Origin of the sequence: Pelagibius sp. CAU 1746 (genome assembly GCF_039839785.1) — a bacterium.
Classification (GTDB): Bacteria; Pseudomonadota; Alphaproteobacteria; order Kiloniellales; family Kiloniellaceae; genus Pelagibius.
Genome location: NZ_JBDOQT010000001.1, coordinates 964,887 through 980,028 on the forward strand (window position 1 = coordinate 964,887; position 15,142 = coordinate 980,028).

The window sequence follows — 15,142 nt, forward strand, 5'->3', positions numbered from 1 at the left end:
CGCTGGGGGCGGCGGCGTCACGAATCCGTCAATTGACGGAGCGGGGCAGGCCGACTAAAGTCCGCAGCTAACCGAAAGCTCCGGTGGGAGATTGTGCAATGAAGAAGACCCTTACCGCCCTTATGGCCGCGGCTGGTGTCGTCGGCTTCGCGGGGATTGCCGCCGCGGAGTGTGCTGGCCATGTCCAGTCCGTTCAGAGCACCTCCAAACCGATCGTTACCGCAGACGCCGAGCAGTCCACTCCGGTGACCACCACCACTACGACGACTGCTCCGAACTAGGCGCGAGACCCCATGGACGTTACGAAAGGCCGTCCCTCTGGGCGGCCTTTCTCCTTAGGGGGGCTCCCAGGCGGAAAACAATCAGGCGAAAGCGAAGGAAGCTTATTCGCGCTCCTGGCGGCGCGCTGGCTGGCTGCGGCTTGCGGGCCGGCCGCCGGCCAACCATGTGAAGAGCATCCGGAAGTCGCTGATGAAGGACCACCAGGGGTGGGTGAAGGTGGCCGGCCGGTTGCGCTCGACGAAGGCGTGGGCGGCCCAGGCGAAGGCGTAGCCGCAGATCAGCCCGGCCGCCGCCAGACGCCAGTCGCCGGCGGCGACGGCTCCGGCGAGCAGGAAGAGGCCGAGGCAGGTGCCGGCGTAGTGCAGGGCGCGGGTCGCCGCGCGGCGGTGTTCGCCCAGATAGCGCGGCCAAAACTCGCGGTAGCTGCCGGAGCGGACGGAGGAGCTTCGAGTCATCTCGGGGCCAAGGGTTTCAGAGCCGGCTGACGCCGGAGAAGCATAACAGCTGAAAATGCGAAAGGCATGAATAGGTAAGAGGACATGGGATACAAAGTAGCAGTAGTGGGCGCGACGGGCGCCGTCGGCCGCGAGATGATGAAGACGCTGGCCGAACGCGATTTCCCCATCGACGACATCGTGGCCCTGGCCTCCGAGCGCTCGGTGGGCAGCGAGGTCTCCTTCGGCGAGGACGATACCGTCAAGGTGCAGAACCTGGCGACCTACGACTTCAAGGGCACCGACCTGGTGTTCTCCTCGCCCGGCGCCAAGATCTCCGCCGAGTATTCGCCCAAGGCCGGCAAGGCCGGGGCCGTGGTCATCGACAACACCTCGCAGTTCCGCATGGACCCGGACGTGCCGCTGGTGGTGCCGGAGGTGAATCCCCAGGCCCTGGCCGGCTATGCCAAGAAGAACATCATCGCCAACCCCAACTGCTCGACCATCCAGATGATGGTGGCGCTGAAGCCGCTGCATGACCTGGCCAAGATCAAGCGCGTCGTGGTTGCCACCTACCAGTCGGTCTCGGGCGCCGGCAAGGAAGGCATGGACGAGCTGTTCAACCAGACCCGCGGCATCTACGTGAACGAGCCGGTGAAGCCCGAGCAGTTCACCAAGCAGATCGCCTTCAACGTCATCCCCCACATCGACGTCTTCATGGACGACGGCTCCACCAAGGAGGAGTGGAAGATGGTGGTGGAGACCAAGAAGATCCTCGACCCCGCGATCAAGGTGCACGCCACCTGCGTGCGCGTGCCGGTCTTCGTCGGCCACGCCGAGGCGATCAACATCGAGTTCGAGAACCCCATCGACGAGGACGCGGCCCGCGCGGCGCTGAAGGCCCAGCCCGGCTGCATCGTCATCGACCACCGAGCGGACGAGGGCTATGTCACGCCGCAGGAGTCCGCTGGCGAGGACAGCATCTATGTCAGCCGCATCCGCAGCGACCCCACGGTGGAGCACGGCCTGTCGATCTGGGTGGTCGCCGACAACCTGCGCAAGGGCGCGGCGCTCAACGCCGTGCAGATCGGCGAAACTCTGGTGAACGATTACCTGAAGGTTCCTGCCTAACCAGGCCGGACGTTGCGCCGGGCACGCCGCTGCGCGTGCCCGGCAGTCTTTTTCGGAACAGAGGCCATGACTTTCGATGCCTGGTCGGTTTTCCTGGCGGCGGCGGTGCTGCTGTGCCTTTCGCCGGGCGCCAACAACCTCATGGCGCTGACCAACGGCCTGCGCTACGGCGTCGCCGCTTCATTGGTTGCGGTCGGCGGGCGCATCGCCGCCTTCGCGGTGATGATCGCGATCGCCGCCGTCGGCCTGGGCGCGGTGCTGGCGGCCTCCGAGCTGGCCTTCCAGGTCATCAAGTGGGCGGGCGTCGCCTACCTGGTCTATCTGGGCGTCAAGGCGCTGCGCGCCGGCGGCGGCGTTTCCTTCGGCGGCGAGGCTCCGGAGAAGACGTCTTCGCTGGGCGAGCTGGCGCGCAAGGAGTTCCTGGTCGCCGCGGGCAATCCCAAGGCGATCCTCATCTTCACCGCCATCTTCCCGCAGTTTCTGGTGCCGGGCGAGCCGGCCCTGCCGCAGTTCGCGGTCATGGGCGCGACCTTCCTGGTGGGCGAGGTCTTCGCGGCACTGGTTTACGTCGTCTCCGGCAAGTGCTTCGCGCCGCTGCTGCGCGATCGCGCGAGCTGGATGAACCGCATCACCGGTGGCTTGCTGCTGGCCGCCGCCGGCCTGCTCGCCGGCGCCAGCCGCCGGGCGTGAAGCCGAAGAAGGAACCATTCGGACATGGCCAAGAAGAACCCGCTGAAGCTCAACACCCTGCAGCTCAAGACCTTGACGCTGCTGCAGCAGATGGCGCGCAGCCCCAACCATGCCCAGCCCGGCGACGAGGAAGGCAGCGTCTTCGTCTCCAACTTTCCGGCGGCCCACGGCGACCATTTCCATGTCGGCGACGCCGTGGTGCTGGGGCGCGACGCCAGCGGGCTCGCCAACCCCAACGTCTTCGCGGTGCTGGAGCGCAAGGGCCTGCTGCGTTCCATGTTCCCCATGGGGGCCTTGCTCACCGCCGAAGCCCTGGCCTACGACACCGGCCTGGCTGACAAGGTTCTGCACCGTTCCGACCACTGAAGCGGTTTCCGAAGAACCGCCGTTCCGCTGAAAGAAGGCCGCGTATGAAACCCATCGCTCTTTCCGTCCTGACCGTCTGCGGCGTCGAAGAACTGCCGGAGCACGCCGCAAGCAACGTGACCCATGTGCTGACGCTGATCGATCCCGGCTGGCCCGACATCGAGGCCTTCGAGGCTTTCGACGACCATCACCGCAAGATCATGAGGTTCCACGACATCATCGATCCGGCCGAGGGCAAGATCATGCCGACACCCGAGCATGTCGCCGAGATCCTGCATTTCGGCGAGGAGCTGGCGGCCTCGCGCGATGCGCGGGAAGACGGCCATCTGCTGGTCCATTGCTACATGGGGGTGTCGCGTTCGACCGCGGCGATGCTGTCGCTGCTGGCGCAGGTCCATGCCGAGGACGCGGAAGAACGGATATTCGAACGCTTGAGGGAAATCCGGCCGCGGGCCTGGCCGAACTCCGTCATGGTCGGCTATGCCGACGAGCAGTTGGGCCGCGGCGGCCGCCTGGTCGCGGCGTTGAAGCGCCACTACGGCTGGCAGCTGAAGCGCGACCCGCGCTTCCATGACTGGATGGGCCAGCTCGGCCGCCACCGCGAAGTGGACATGGCCATCGCCTGACGCGGCGGCTGCGGCCTTCTCTCGCCGCCCGCTTTCTGCCGCCCGCTTTCTGCCATCCGCTTTCTGCTGCCTGCCGGGCCGCCGTTTCGGGTTATACTCCTTGCCGGGTCACGGAAACGGTTGTCGGGTTCTCACGAAGCGGGAGGCGGCGATGTCCGTTCAGTCTATCGTAAGAAGCGTCTTCCTCGCCGTCCTCTTCGCCGTGCCGGCCTCTCCGGCGCTGGCCGACGCCATCGACGGCGACTGGTGCTCCACCACCGAGGCGGCGCACTTCAGCATCGCCGGGTCCATCATCGTCACCCCGGCGGGCACGCAGACCACCGGCGACTATCGGCGCCATACCTTCTCCTACGTCGTGCCGCCCGGCGATCCCGGCGCCGGCCAGGCGATTGCCATGCGCCAGTTGAACGAGGAGGAGATCCTGGTGTCGACCGAAGGCGGCGAGCCGGTGCTGTGGCGCCGCTGCCAAGTCGTGAGTTAGGGGTCGTGAGTTAGGGGTCGTGAGTTAGGGGTCGTGAGCTGGGGGGGGGCGATCACCCGACACGGTCCGCTTTGCGCAGTTTGAGCACTTCGTCGCCGCGTTTTATGACGCCCGTCCGGCGCCAGCCGTATTTCTTGTAGAAGCCGGAAGCACGGACCGCCGGGTCGGGATTCGCGCCCAGCCAGATTTCGCTGTAACCGTTGTCGAACAGCCACTCCGTGACACGCTCCAACAGGGCTTTGCCGATGCCCCGGCCCTCGTGGCTGGGCCGGACCGCCACGACCTGGATCTCGCCGTTCGAGCGGTCGGCCATGGCGAAGCCGACCGCCCGGCCGCCGTCCTCGCAGAGCCAGCCGCGGACGTCGGCTTCCAGGCTCGCCGCCAGGGAGGCCGGGGTGATGCCGTAGCCCCGGTCCAGTTCCTCCAGGGTGATGGCGTTCTCCACCGTCGAGAAGCGCACGTCCAGCGCCGCGGGGATGTCGCCGGGGATCATCTGCCGAAAGGTGAGCGTCATGGACTAGCAAGTCTCCACTGTGAACGTCCGCCGCGGGGTTTCCAGGCAGTCCTGGGCGGCGACGAGCTGCAGTTCCTCCTCGCCGGTCTCCAAGGTGGTCTCGAGCACCTCGAAGATCGCCGAGGCGGCCCGGCCCAGGGCCTCGGGCAGCGATCCGCTTTTCAGATAGAAGCCCAGGAAGAGAGCGGCCACCGCGTCGCCGGCGCCGTTGGGCGTGATCGGCAGGCGCGGGCAGGCGACGCGCCAGGAGCCTTCCGCGCTCGCCGCCAGCATCGCCACTTCGCCCTCGTCCGCGGCAAGGCTGGTGATCAGCATGGCCTGCGGGCCCCGGCCCTGCGCGGGGGCCAGCAATCCCTCGGCGGCGGCGCGGATCTCCGCCAGGTCGCGAAGCTTCCGCCCGGCCAGGATCTCCAACTCGAAGAGGTTGGGGGTGACGACGTCCGCGGCGGGCAGGGCCTTGCAGGTCATGAAATCGGGCACGCCCTCGCGCACGAAGAGGCCCTTGCCGTGGTCGCCCATCACCGGGTCGCAGGTCCATAGCGCCTTGGGATTGGCGGCGCGGATGCGGGCCGCGGCGTCGAGGATCACTTCCCCCAGGGCCGGGTCGCCCACGTAGCCGGACAACAAGGCGTCGCAGCGCGCCAGCGCCCCGCGCGCCTCCAGGCCGTCGATCACCCGGGCGATCTCCTGGGCGGCGAAGACCTGGCCTTGGAAGTCCGGGTAGCCGGTGTGGTTGGAGAACTGCACCGTGTGGACCGGCCAGACCTCGATCCCGAGGCGCTGCAGCGCGAAGACCGCCGCCGAGTTGCCGACATGGCCGTAGGCGACGTGGGACTGGATGGAGATCACGTTCATCGGGCGCCTTTGCCTGCTTTCCGCCGGTTTGCGGGCTCCCGGCGGGCGGCAGCTTGCCACAGGCCGGCCATCGTTTATAGTCGCCTGTCGCGTTCGCAGGTGCGGAAAACGCGCCCGTGGGCGGCCGAACAAGACCACGCTGGGAGATACCGCACATGACCGCCGCCAGCCCGCGCCGTTCCGTCCTCTACATGCCCGGCTCCAACGCCCGCGCCCTGGAAAAGGGCCGCAGCCTGCCGGCCGACGGCCTGATCCTGGACCTGGAAGACGCCGTGGCGCCGGACGCCAAGGAGACCGCGCGCGCGCAGATCGCCGCCGCGCTGAAGGAGGGCGGCTACGGCAAGCGCGAGATCGCCGTGCGGGTGAACCCGCTGGACAGCCCCTGGGGCAAGGACGACGTGAAGGCCATGGCGGCCTCCGGCGCCGACGCCATCCTGCTGCCGAAGGTCGAGACCGCGGCCATGATCCACGAGCTGGAAGCCTTGATGGACGCGGCCGGCGCGCCGGCGACCATGGGCATCCAGTGCATGATGGAAACCCCGCTCGGCATGCTGAACGCCCAGGAAGTGGCCGGCGCCTCCAAGCGCATCACCTGCCTGGTCATGGGCACCTCCGACCTGGTGAAGGACCTGCAGGCCGCGCACACGCCTGAAAGGCTTCCGGTGCTGACCAGCCTCGGCCTCTGCATCCTGGCGGCGCGCGCCTACGGTATCGCCATCACCGACGGCGTGCACCTGGACCTTTCCGACGACGCCGGCTTCGCCGCCTCCTGCCGCCAGGGCAAGGAACTGGGCTTCGACGGCAAGACGCTGATCCACCCCAAGACCATCGCCAAGGCCAACGAGGTCTTCGCCCCCTCGCAGGAGGAGATCGACTGGTCGCACAAGATCATCGCTGCCCATGCCGAAGCCACGGCGCAAGGCAAGGGCGTGGTCGTGGTCGACGGCAAGCTGATCGAGAACCTGCACGTGGAAAACGCCCAGCGCCTGGTCGGGCTCTCCGAGGCCATCAAGGAACTCGAGGCGGCGGCGTAAGATGTCGAAGAGCGATCCCAAAAACAATCGGGGCAATTTCTTCGAGGATTTCCGCCTCGGCCAGGTGCTGAAGCACGCCACGCCGCGCACCGTGACGGCGGGCGACCAGGCGCTCTACACCGCGCTCTACGGCGGGCGCTTCGCGCTGCAGTCCTCCGACGCCTTCGCCCAGGCCTGCGGCCTGCTCCAGGCGCCGGTCGACGACCTGCTGGCCTTCCACGTGGTCTTCGGCAAGACGGTGCCCGACGTGTCGCTGAACGCCGTCGCCAACCTGGGCTATGCCGGCGGCCGCTTCCTGGAGCCGGTCTATCCCGGCGACACCCTGTCGAGCGAGAGCGAGGTGGTGGGCCTGAAGGAGAACTCCAACGGTAAGACCGGCGTGGTCTACGTGCGCAGCCGCGGCGTGAACCAGCGCGGCGCGGCGGTGATGGAGTACACGCGCTGGGTCATGGTGCGAAAGCGCGACGAGAGCGCGCCGGCGCCGGAGCCGGTGCTGCCGGACCTGCCCGAGGCCGTGGCGCCCGAAGACCTCGCGGTACCCGAGGGCCTCGACTTTTCCAAGTTCGACATGTCGGCGGCGGGCAGTCCGCACCGCTGGGGCGACTACGCAGTGGGCGAGAAGATCGACCACGGCGACGCCATGACCATCGAGGAGGCCGAGCATCAGCTTGCGACGCGCCTCTACCAGAACACCGCGCGCGTCCACTTCAACCAGCACGTCGAAAGCCGGGGCCGCTTCGGCCGGCGCATCGTCTATGGCGGCCACATTATTTCTCTGGCCCGGGCACTGAGCTTTAACGGCCTGGGCAACGCGGTGAAGGTCGCCGCGATCAACGCCGGCAGCCACGCCGCGCCCAGCTTCGCCGGCGACACCATCTACGCCTGGTCGGAAGTGCTCGACAGGCTGGAACTGCCGGGGCGCAGCGACCTCGGCGCCTTGCGCCTGCGCACGGTGGCGACCAAGGACCGCGCCTGCGCCGACTTCCCCTATAAGGCGGCCGGCGAGGGCGGCAAGCTGCGCTACGACCCGGCGGTGGTGCTGGATCTCGACTACACGGTGCTGCTGCCGCGCTAGATTCGGCGCGGCGTCACATGCTTCGAGACGGCGCTGGCGCGCCTCCTCAGTATGAGAGTCATGTGCAGGCCTCACCCTGAGGAGCGCTGCGCAGCAGCGCGTCTCGAAGGGTGTGATCCCGAGTCGCCCACACCGACATCTGGTGCGGTTTCGCGGCACGGCCACAAAATTTAGTTGAAACGGCAGAATCGCTGCTGTAATGAGTGAGGCGCCGGGTGCAGCGGGGGAGACCCCCGTTGCGGCGTACCCCGGAAGAGAGGGCACTACCCGACGCCTCAAGAGCTGGATCCAGCTCAGCGTGATCGCGGCGGCGAGTGACTTCTTGATCAGCATTCGCGCGCGGATACCGGGCCTGGCGTGACCGATAAAGCGCAGCGAGATCGCTGACCTCCCCGAAGGGAGCGAACCCACCCGGGCGGGCCGTTCGGCGCCTCCAGTTCCGACTTCCAGCGAACACCCCGGACCTTCCTTAAGAGGCAAGCCTCCGCGGGCCGGTTCGGGCCTGTCCGGGGCGCGGTTGGGATCCCGGGGGATCTTTTTCCGCACGGGGCGGCTGCGCGAAGCACGCCTCCCGTCATCGGGTCTCCGAAAAACCTCCGCTTGCGCGGCGGCCTTCCGGGCCTGGTCGGCGTCCTTGCGGATGCCTTCCTTGGCCGATGAGACCGTCCTGCAGCTTCGCGAGGAAGCTGCGTGGTCCCGGACTGGCGGGCGCCCCGACACGGGGAAGGGGCGCCGCCATCGCCGGAAAGTGCGGGGTCGAAGGACGACCGGCACCTCCCATCCGAAACCCGGGATCTGCAGGGCAACCCGGCTTCCGGTGCCGGACGGACAACTCCCGAAGAAGCCTTCCGTCCCCGGATCGCGATCAGGGCGTCCCCAACCGGCTATCGGGATCCCCGAAGGGATCGCCGCAGCCGGTCGATCTCCGGCCCGAGGGCCGCTGCACCTTCGAAGGGGACCGATCCGAAAATCCGTCTTTCCGAAGGCCGGGAGGAACCGAAGCTCCCCCGAGACCGCTGCTTCCCGTCCGGACCGGGGACCCGAAAGTCCCTGGCCCTCCGAGTTGCATCTCCGTGGAGCCGAAGCTCTTGGAGAGGGCCGCACCCGCCGTGTTCCGGCGCTTTCACGTGCAGGAAAATGCTCGCCCGAAACGCCGAGAGCGACAATAGAAAATTGCCGGCGAACGGGAAATTCTTGTGTATAGTTTCGTTTAAAGCACACATATCCTTCACATCTTGCCCACAACTCTATCCACAGGCGGCCGGCGGCGGGGTTATCTTTGGCGTTGCGGCACGCTGGCGGGCCTTCGCCCGAAGGTTGGGGGCGGCGCGGCTGCGGCGCAGGAAACCGGGCAGGTGGAGGGGTCTGTCGGCGGCCTGGGACTTGAGGCCGGGACTTGGGGTGGGGGCGGGGCCTCGCGTTGACTTATGTTGCGCTGCGGTCTAAATCACACGCCAGCGATAAGACTAAGTCCCTCTTGAGCGTTCCCCACTAGACTTGCGTCCGTTCGGCGCGGAACCTCAAGCAGTCCGGCAGAAGAAACAGGCATCGAGCCCGAAGGTAGCGCATGATCTCGTCCAACCGGCCCCTTTCGCCGCATCTGCAGGTCTACCGTCCGCAGATCACCTCGACACTTTCGATCCTGCACCGGCTGACCGGCGTGGCGCTGGCCCTCGGCACCCTGCTGCTGACCTATTGGCTGGTGGCCGCCGCGTCCGGGCCGGAGGCTTTCGCCACCGCCCAGGGCCTGATCGGTTCCTTCGTCGGACGGCTGCTGCTGTTCGGCTGGAGCTTCGCGCTCTTCTATCATCTCTGCAACGGCATCCGGCACCTGGTGTGGGACGCTGGCTACGGCTTCGAGATCGAGGCCGCGACGCGCAGCGGCTGGATGGCCGTCGGCGCCTCGGTGGTGCTGACCCTGGCGACCTGGGCGCTGGGTTATGCCATGATGGGGGGAGCCTGAGCCCATGAACGATCAACCGAACCTGCGTTCTCCGCTCGGCCGCGTGCGCGGCCTCGGCTCCGCCAAGGACGGCACCGGCCACTGGTGGGCGCAGCGTCTCACCGCGCTGGCGCTCATTCCGCTGACCATCTGGTTCGTGGGCGCGGTGGTGAGCCTGATCGGCGCCGACTACGCGGCCGTCGCCGCCTGGATCGCCTCGCCGGTGGTTGCCGGCCTGCTGATCCTGCTGATCGTCGCGACTTTCTATCACGCGGCCCTGGGCCTGCAGGTCGTCATCGAGGACTACGTCCACGGCGAAGGCGCGAAGATCGCCCTGCTGCTCTTCGTCAAGGCGCTGACCGTCGTGCTCAGCCTCTCGGCCGTACTTTCGGTCCTGACCCTGCTCTTCACCCGCGCGTAAGGCTCCAGTTATGACCAAGTCCTACGAAGTCATCGATCACACCTACGACGTGGTGGTGGTGGGCGCCGGCGGCGCCGGCCTGCGCGCGACCCTGGGCCTGGCCGAGGCCGGCCTGAAGACCGCCTGCATCTCCAAGGTCTTCCCGACGCGCAGCCATACCGTGGCGGCGCAGGGCGGCGTCTCCGCCTCGCTCGGCAACATGGGCGAGGACGACTGGCGCTGGCATATGTACGACACGGTGAAGGGCTCCGACTGGCTGGGCGACCAGGACGCCATCGAATACATGGTGCGCGAGGCCGTGCCGGCGATCCTGGAGCTGGAACACTACGGCATGCCGTTCAGCCGCACCGAGGACGGCAAGATCTACCAGCGCCCCTTCGGCGGCATGACCACCCACTTCGGCGAGGGCATCGCCCAGCGCACCTGCGCGGCGGCCGACCGCACCGGCCACGCCATGCTGCACACGCTCTACCAGCAGAGCCTGCGCCAGCACGCCGAGTTCTACATCGAATACTTCGCCCTCGACCTGATCATGGAGGACGGCGTCTGCCGCGGCCTCATGGCCTGGAATCTGGATGACGGCACCATCCACCGCTTCCGCTCGCAGATGGTGATCATCGCGACGGGCGGCTACGGGCGGGTTTATTTCTCCTGCACCGGCGCCCACACCCAGACCGGCGACGGCAACGCCATGGTGCTGCGCGCCGGCCTGCCGCTGCAGGACATGGAGTTCGTGCAGTTCCACCCGACGGGCATCTACGGCGCCGGCTGCCTCATCACCGAGGGCGCGCGCGGCGAGGGCGGTTACCTGACCAACTCCGAGGGCGAGCGCTTCATGGAACGCTACGCACCCTCGGCCAAGGACCTGGCCAGCCGCGACGTCGTCTCGCGCGCCATGACCATGGAGATCCGCGACGGCCGCGGCGTCGGCGAGCACAAGGATCACATCCACCTGCACCTGGAGCACTTGGCGCCGGAACTGCTGCACCAGCGCCTGCCGGGCATTTCGGAGTCGGCGCGCATCTTCGCCGGCGTCGACGTGACCAAGGAACCGATCCCGGTCATCCCGACCTGTCACTACAACATGGGCGGCATTCCGGCGCTCTACAGCGGCGAAGCGGTGACCCTGAAGGACGGCAACCCCGACACCGTGGTGCCGGGCCTCATGGCCATCGGCGAGGCGGCCTGCGTGTCGGTGCACGGCGCCAACCGCCTGGGCTCCAACTCGCTGCTCGATCTCGTGGTCTTCGGCCGTTCCGCCGCCAAGCGCTGCGCCGAGATCCTGACCCCCGGCGAGAAGCAGGCGCCGCTGCAGACCGGCGCCGGCGACGAAGCGCTGGACCGCTTCGACCGCCTGCGCCACGCCGACGGCGAGGTGCCCACCGCGGCGCTGCGCGACGAGATGCAGCGCGCCATGCAGTCCCATGCCGCCGTGTTCCGCACCGGCGAATCGCTGGCCGAGGGCGCCGAGAAGCTGACGGCCGCCTGGGCCAAGCGCCCCGAAGTGAAGGTCAGCGACCGCACCCTGATCTGGAACTCCGACCTGGTCGAGACCCTGGAGCTCGACAACCTGATGTTCCAGGCCAAGGTGACCATGGAGTCGGCGGCCAACCGCACGGAGAGCCGCGGCGCCCACGCCCGCGAGGATTACCCGGACCGCGACGACCAGAACTGGATGAAGCACACCTTGGTGTGGTGCGGCGAGGACGGCAACGTCAGCTTCGGCGACCGGCCGGTCCACCTCAACACCCTGACCAACGAAGTGCAGACCTTCCCGCCCAAGGCGCGGGTCTACTAAGAGCGCTGTACTGAAGAGAGCCCGCGAGAGCCCGCAAGAGAAAGAATCCGATGGTCGAGTTCGCCCTTCCCGCAAATTCCAAGATCGGCGCCGGCAAGTCCTGGCCCAAGCCGGAAGCCGCCAAGAACACCAAGACCTTCCGGGTCTACCGCTGGAACCCGGACGACGGCGAGAATCCGAAGGTCGATACCTTCGAGGTCGATGTCGACAGTTGCGGGCCGATGGTCCTGGACGCGCTGATCAAGATCAAGAACGAGATCGATCCGACGCTGACCTTCCGGCGCTCCTGCCGCGAGGGCGTCTGCGGCTCCTGCGCCATGAACATCGACGGCACCAACACGCTGGCCTGCACCAAGTACCTGAGCGACGTCGACGGCGAGGTGAAGGTCTATCCCCTGCCGCACATGCCGGTGGTGAAGGACCTGGTGCCCGACCTGACCCACGTCTACGCGCAGTACGCCTCCATCGAGCCCTGGCTGAAGGCCGAGACGCCGGCGCCGGAGCGCGAGCGCCTGCAGAGCCCGGAGGAGCGCGCCCGGCTGGACGGCCTCTGGGAGTGCATCCTCTGCTTCTCCTGCTCGACCTCCTGCCCCAGCTACTGGTGGAACGGCGACCGCTACCTGGGCCCGGCCATCCTGCTGCAGGCCTACCGCTGGATCGCCGACAGCCGCGACGAGGCGACCGGCGAGCGGCTCGACCAGCTGGAAGATCCCTTCCGGCTGTACCGCTGCCACACCATCATGAACTGCACCAAGACCTGCCCGAAGAGCCTCAATCCGGCCAAAGCCATCGCCGAGATCAAGAAGCTCATGGTCGAGCGCAAGGGCTGAGTCTTCGCTGCGGCGTGCTGGCCTTTGCCGCTCAAGCGCCGTATCACTAGAGCATGACTCCCAGGACCGCTCTCGCCCTGCTGCTGGCCGGCGTCGCCGGCATGGCCGCCTACGCGCTGGCCGCCGCGCTCTTCGTCGATCCGGCGCAACTGGAGCTGCTGGCGAAGCCCGGGTTCTACCTGGTCGGCGTCTTCTTCGCCCTGCCGCTGCCGGTAATCTACCGCTTCCTGCCCGATGCCCGGGGCGCCTTCCTGGCGCTGGTGGCGCTGACCGTGGCGCCGGCCGCCGCCTCCAAGCTCGGCGGCGAGACCCTGCTGGCCTGGCAGGTGCTGCTGGCGCTGACCTTCGTCTACGCGCTGACCGCGCTGATCGTTCATCGCCTGGTGGCGGGCGGCCGCGCCTCATGACAAGGCGGCTGGCGGCGCTGTCCGCTCTCGACTAACCTTTCGCGATGAACATTCGAATCGTTGTCGCCGTCATTCTGGCGGGGGGCTGCGGCGCGCTGGCCACCGTCCTCGCCGCGGGCATCCTCTCGCACCCGGCGCTTCTGCTGATCCCCCTCGCGAACCCCGAACTGATGGTCTTCGCCGTCGCCTTGGCGGCGCTGATCCCGCTGGCCTGCCGCCTGCTGCCGGGTGTGCGGGGACTGCTCCTGGCCCTCGTTCCTCTGCTGCTCGGCGGGCAGATGGTGGGGGTGCTGCTGGAGGACCGCGACTTGGCCGACGGCAATCTGCTGCCCTTCAGCCTCATCTACGCCGTGACGACGGTGCTGCTTTACCGGCTGGTAGCCGGTCCGGCCAAGGCGGCAAGGGTGGCGAGTGGACCGCCCGAGCAAGGTTAGACTGGCTCTTTCGCGGCGCCGCGCCGCCGCCTAAGCTTTGCCGCTCCTATCAGTGACGGATGACTTGCCATGTACGTTCCCGAGGCTTTCCGCCTGAACGATCCGCAGCGCATCGCCGAGGTCATTCGGGACTATGACTTCGCCCTGCTGGTGACGGCGCCCGAGGGTGTGCCGCAGGCGACCCACCTGCCGTTCCTCTACGATCCCGGGCGCGGGGAGCAGGGCACCCTGCTGTCGCATATGGCGCGGCCCAATGCGCAGTGGCGCGACTTCGAGAAGCTGGCCGAAGCGGGACAGGAGGCCTTGGTGATCTTCCAGGGGCCGCACGCCTACATCTCGCCGGCCTGGTACGGTGCGGGCCCGCCCAACGTGCCGACCTGGAACTACGTCGCCGTGCACGCCTACGGCCTGCCCAAGGTGATCGAGGAGCCGGCGCGGGTGCGCGCCCTGCTCGACCGCTTGGTGGCGACCCAGGAGGCCGGGCTCGATCCCGCCTGGTCCACCGCCGGGCTGACGGAGAAGTTCCTGGCCGGGATGCAGCGCGGCCTGGTCGCCTTTGAAATTCCCGTGAGCCGGCTGGAAGCCAAGGCCAAGCTCAGTCAAAATAAGACCGCGGGCCAGTTCGCCGCCGCCACGGCGGTGCTGGAAAAAGCCGAGGCGCCGCTCGTGCGCCAGACCGGCGCCTGGATGCGCCGGGCGCTGGAGGACAAGGGATAGCGGGAGCCCCATGACGCGGAAGCTGGACAAGATCGCCAAATCGAGGCCCCCAAAACGCAAATCGGGCCTTTCCGGCGGCTCGCGCTTCTGGATCGCCTTTACCCTGCTGCTGTTGGCCGCCGGCCTCGCCACGGTGATCTTCCCCCGCGCGCCGCAGCCGCAAGGTTTCGATCGGCCCTCTTTCGATTTGCAGGGCCACCGCGGCGCGCGCGGCCTGATGCCGGAGAACAGCCTGCCGGCCTTCGAGAAGGCCTTGGCCCTGGGCGTCACCACCCTGGAGTTGGATACGGTGATGACCGCCGACGGCGTGGTCGTGGTGCATCACGACCGCCTTCTGTCGCCGCCGCGCACCCGCGACGCGGCGGGGGTGTGGATTGCGATGGAGGCGCCTCCGGCGATCCTCTCGCTCACCGCCGCCGAGCTCGCCGCCTACGACATCGGCAGCGCCAAGCCGGGCAGCCGCGTGGCCGAGCGCTATCCCGAGCAGGCGCGTCTGGACGGGGTGCGCATTCCGGCCCTGGCCGAGGTGCTGGCCCGCGCCGAGGAGGTTTCCGGCGGGATCATCCGCTACAACATCGAAACCAAGATTTCGCCGCAGGCCCCGGAGGAGTCCCCGGACCCGCAAGCCTTCGCCGAGGCGTTGATCGCTGTGTTGAAGGATGCCGGCGTCACCGGGCGCGCGGCGGTGCAGTCTTTCGACTGGCGCACGCTGCAGGCGGTGCAGAAGCACGCCCCGGGGATTGCGACGGTTTACCTGACCGCCGAGCAGAAGTGGCTCGACAACCTGGGGCGCGGCGGCCCCGCACCCTCGCCCTGGCTGGCCGGTCTCGACATCGACTGGGCGGAGGTGACCCCGCCGCAGGCCGTCGCCCGCGCCGGCGGCGCCGTCTGGTCGCCCTATTACCGCGACCTCACCGCGGCGGACCTGAAGGAGGCGCAGAAGCTGGGCCTGCGCGTCGTGGTCTGGACGGTGAACGACCCCGCCGACATGGCCTCGCTCATCGACCTGGGCGTCGACGGCATCATCACCGACTATCCCGACCGCGCCCGCCAGGTCATGGCGGAAAAGAACCTGCCCCTGCCGCCCGCCTTTGCCCTTGATTGA

Annotated in this window: 19 protein-coding genes; 16 read left to right on the forward strand and 3 right to left on the reverse strand. The window is 68.0% G+C overall.

Annotated elements, in window-relative coordinates:
* The first annotated feature begins 98 nt into the window (after positions 1–98).
* A complete protein-coding gene (locus tag AAFN88_RS04580) occupies positions 99–281 on the forward strand; it encodes a hypothetical protein (RefSeq protein ID WP_347518553.1) in 183 nt (60 codons plus the stop codon).
* A gap of 102 nt (positions 282–383) precedes the next feature.
* Here the strand turns inward: AAFN88_RS04580 and AAFN88_RS04585 are convergent, their stop codons facing one another.
* A complete protein-coding gene (locus AAFN88_RS04585) occupies positions 384–737 on the reverse strand; it encodes a DUF962 domain-containing protein (protein ID WP_347518554.1) in 354 nt (117 codons plus the stop codon).
* Between the two features lie 84 nt (positions 738–821).
* On the opposite strand from AAFN88_RS04585, the gene AAFN88_RS04590 reads away from it, so the two are divergent.
* The 5 genes from AAFN88_RS04590 (at position 822) to AAFN88_RS04610 (ending at position 4,010) form a co-directional block, all read left to right on the forward strand.
* The gene (locus AAFN88_RS04590; protein WP_347518556.1) at positions 822–1,847 is read left to right on the forward strand and encodes an aspartate-semialdehyde dehydrogenase; all 1,026 of its coding nucleotides are present in this window, start codon (positions 822–824) and stop codon (positions 1,845–1,847) included.
* A gap of 66 nt (positions 1,848–1,913) precedes the next feature.
* Entirely contained in the window at positions 1,914–2,537 is a 624-nt protein-coding gene (locus AAFN88_RS04595) for a LysE family transporter (RefSeq protein WP_347518558.1), read from the forward strand.
* Between the two features lie 24 nt (positions 2,538–2,561).
* On the forward strand, positions 2,562–2,903 hold the full coding sequence (locus AAFN88_RS04600) for a hypothetical protein (protein ID WP_347518560.1): 342 nt from the start codon (positions 2,562–2,564) through the stop codon (positions 2,901–2,903).
* A gap of 44 nt (positions 2,904–2,947) precedes the next feature.
* Positions 2,948–3,529: a protein-tyrosine phosphatase family protein gene (locus AAFN88_RS04605; RefSeq protein WP_347518561.1), complete on the forward strand. Its 582-nt coding sequence runs from the start codon at positions 2,948–2,950 to the stop codon at positions 3,527–3,529.
* Positions 3,530–3,680: 151 nt separating this feature from the next.
* On the forward strand, positions 3,681–4,010 hold the full coding sequence (locus AAFN88_RS04610; protein ID WP_347518562.1) for a hypothetical protein: 330 nt from the start codon (positions 3,681–3,683) through the stop codon (positions 4,008–4,010).
* 52 nt (positions 4,011–4,062) lie between these two features.
* On the opposite strand, the gene AAFN88_RS04615 is transcribed toward AAFN88_RS04610, so the two are convergent.
* Positions 4,063–4,524 (reverse strand): GNAT family N-acetyltransferase, encoded by a 462-nt coding sequence (locus AAFN88_RS04615; protein ID WP_347518564.1) that lies wholly within the window; start codon positions 4,522–4,524, stop codon positions 4,063–4,065.
* A 3-nt stretch (positions 4,525–4,527) separates the two neighbouring features.
* Positions 4,528–5,379 (reverse strand): pyridoxal kinase PdxY, encoded by an 852-nt coding sequence (gene pdxY, locus AAFN88_RS04620; protein ID WP_347518565.1) that lies wholly within the window; start codon positions 5,377–5,379, stop codon positions 4,528–4,530.
* A 155-nt stretch (positions 5,380–5,534) separates the two neighbouring features.
* Here pdxY and AAFN88_RS04625 point away from each other — a divergent pair, with 155 nt between their 5' ends.
* The 10 genes from AAFN88_RS04625 to AAFN88_RS04670 all read left to right on the forward strand — a co-directional run bounded on the left by AAFN88_RS04625 (position 5,535) and on the right by AAFN88_RS04670 (position 15,142).
* A complete protein-coding gene (locus tag AAFN88_RS04625) occupies positions 5,535–6,413 on the forward strand; it encodes a CoA ester lyase (RefSeq protein WP_347518566.1) in 879 nt (292 codons plus the stop codon).
* A 1-nt stretch (position 6,414) separates the two neighbouring features.
* Positions 6,415–7,488 carry a MaoC family dehydratase gene (locus tag AAFN88_RS04630; protein WP_347518567.1) on the forward strand — a complete coding sequence of 358 codons (1,074 nt, stop codon included), beginning with the start codon at positions 6,415–6,417 and terminating at the stop codon, positions 7,486–7,488.
* A 1,567-nt stretch (positions 7,489–9,055) separates the two neighbouring features.
* On the forward strand, positions 9,056–9,451 hold the full coding sequence (gene sdhC, locus AAFN88_RS04635) for a succinate dehydrogenase, cytochrome b556 subunit (protein WP_347518568.1): 396 nt from the start codon (positions 9,056–9,058) through the stop codon (positions 9,449–9,451).
* A 4-nt stretch (positions 9,452–9,455) separates the two neighbouring features.
* Positions 9,456–9,851 carry a succinate dehydrogenase, hydrophobic membrane anchor protein gene (gene sdhD / locus AAFN88_RS04640; RefSeq protein ID WP_347518569.1) on the forward strand — a complete coding sequence of 132 codons (396 nt, stop codon included), beginning with the start codon at positions 9,456–9,458 and terminating at the stop codon, positions 9,849–9,851.
* A gap of 10 nt (positions 9,852–9,861) precedes the next feature.
* Positions 9,862–11,649, forward strand: coding sequence for a succinate dehydrogenase flavoprotein subunit (sdhA, locus tag AAFN88_RS04645; protein ID WP_347518571.1), 1,788 nt, complete (start codon positions 9,862–9,864; stop codon positions 11,647–11,649).
* Between the two features lie 50 nt (positions 11,650–11,699).
* Complete coding sequence (locus AAFN88_RS04650) at positions 11,700–12,479, forward strand: succinate dehydrogenase iron-sulfur subunit (RefSeq protein ID WP_347518573.1); 780 nt, start codon at positions 11,700–11,702, stop codon at positions 12,477–12,479.
* Positions 12,480–12,532: 53 nt separating this feature from the next.
* Entirely contained in the window at positions 12,533–12,886 is a 354-nt protein-coding gene (locus AAFN88_RS04655; RefSeq protein ID WP_347518575.1) for a hypothetical protein, read from the forward strand.
* 44 nt (positions 12,887–12,930) lie between these two features.
* Complete coding sequence (locus tag AAFN88_RS04660; RefSeq protein ID WP_347518577.1) at positions 12,931–13,320, forward strand: hypothetical protein; 390 nt, start codon at positions 12,931–12,933, stop codon at positions 13,318–13,320.
* Positions 13,321–13,389: 69 nt separating this feature from the next.
* Positions 13,390–14,037: an FMN-binding negative transcriptional regulator gene (locus AAFN88_RS04665; protein ID WP_347518579.1), complete on the forward strand. Its 648-nt coding sequence runs from the start codon at positions 13,390–13,392 to the stop codon at positions 14,035–14,037.
* Positions 14,038–14,047: 10 nt separating this feature from the next.
* Positions 14,048–15,142, forward strand: coding sequence for a glycerophosphodiester phosphodiesterase (locus AAFN88_RS04670; protein WP_347518580.1), 1,095 nt, complete (start codon positions 14,048–14,050; stop codon positions 15,140–15,142).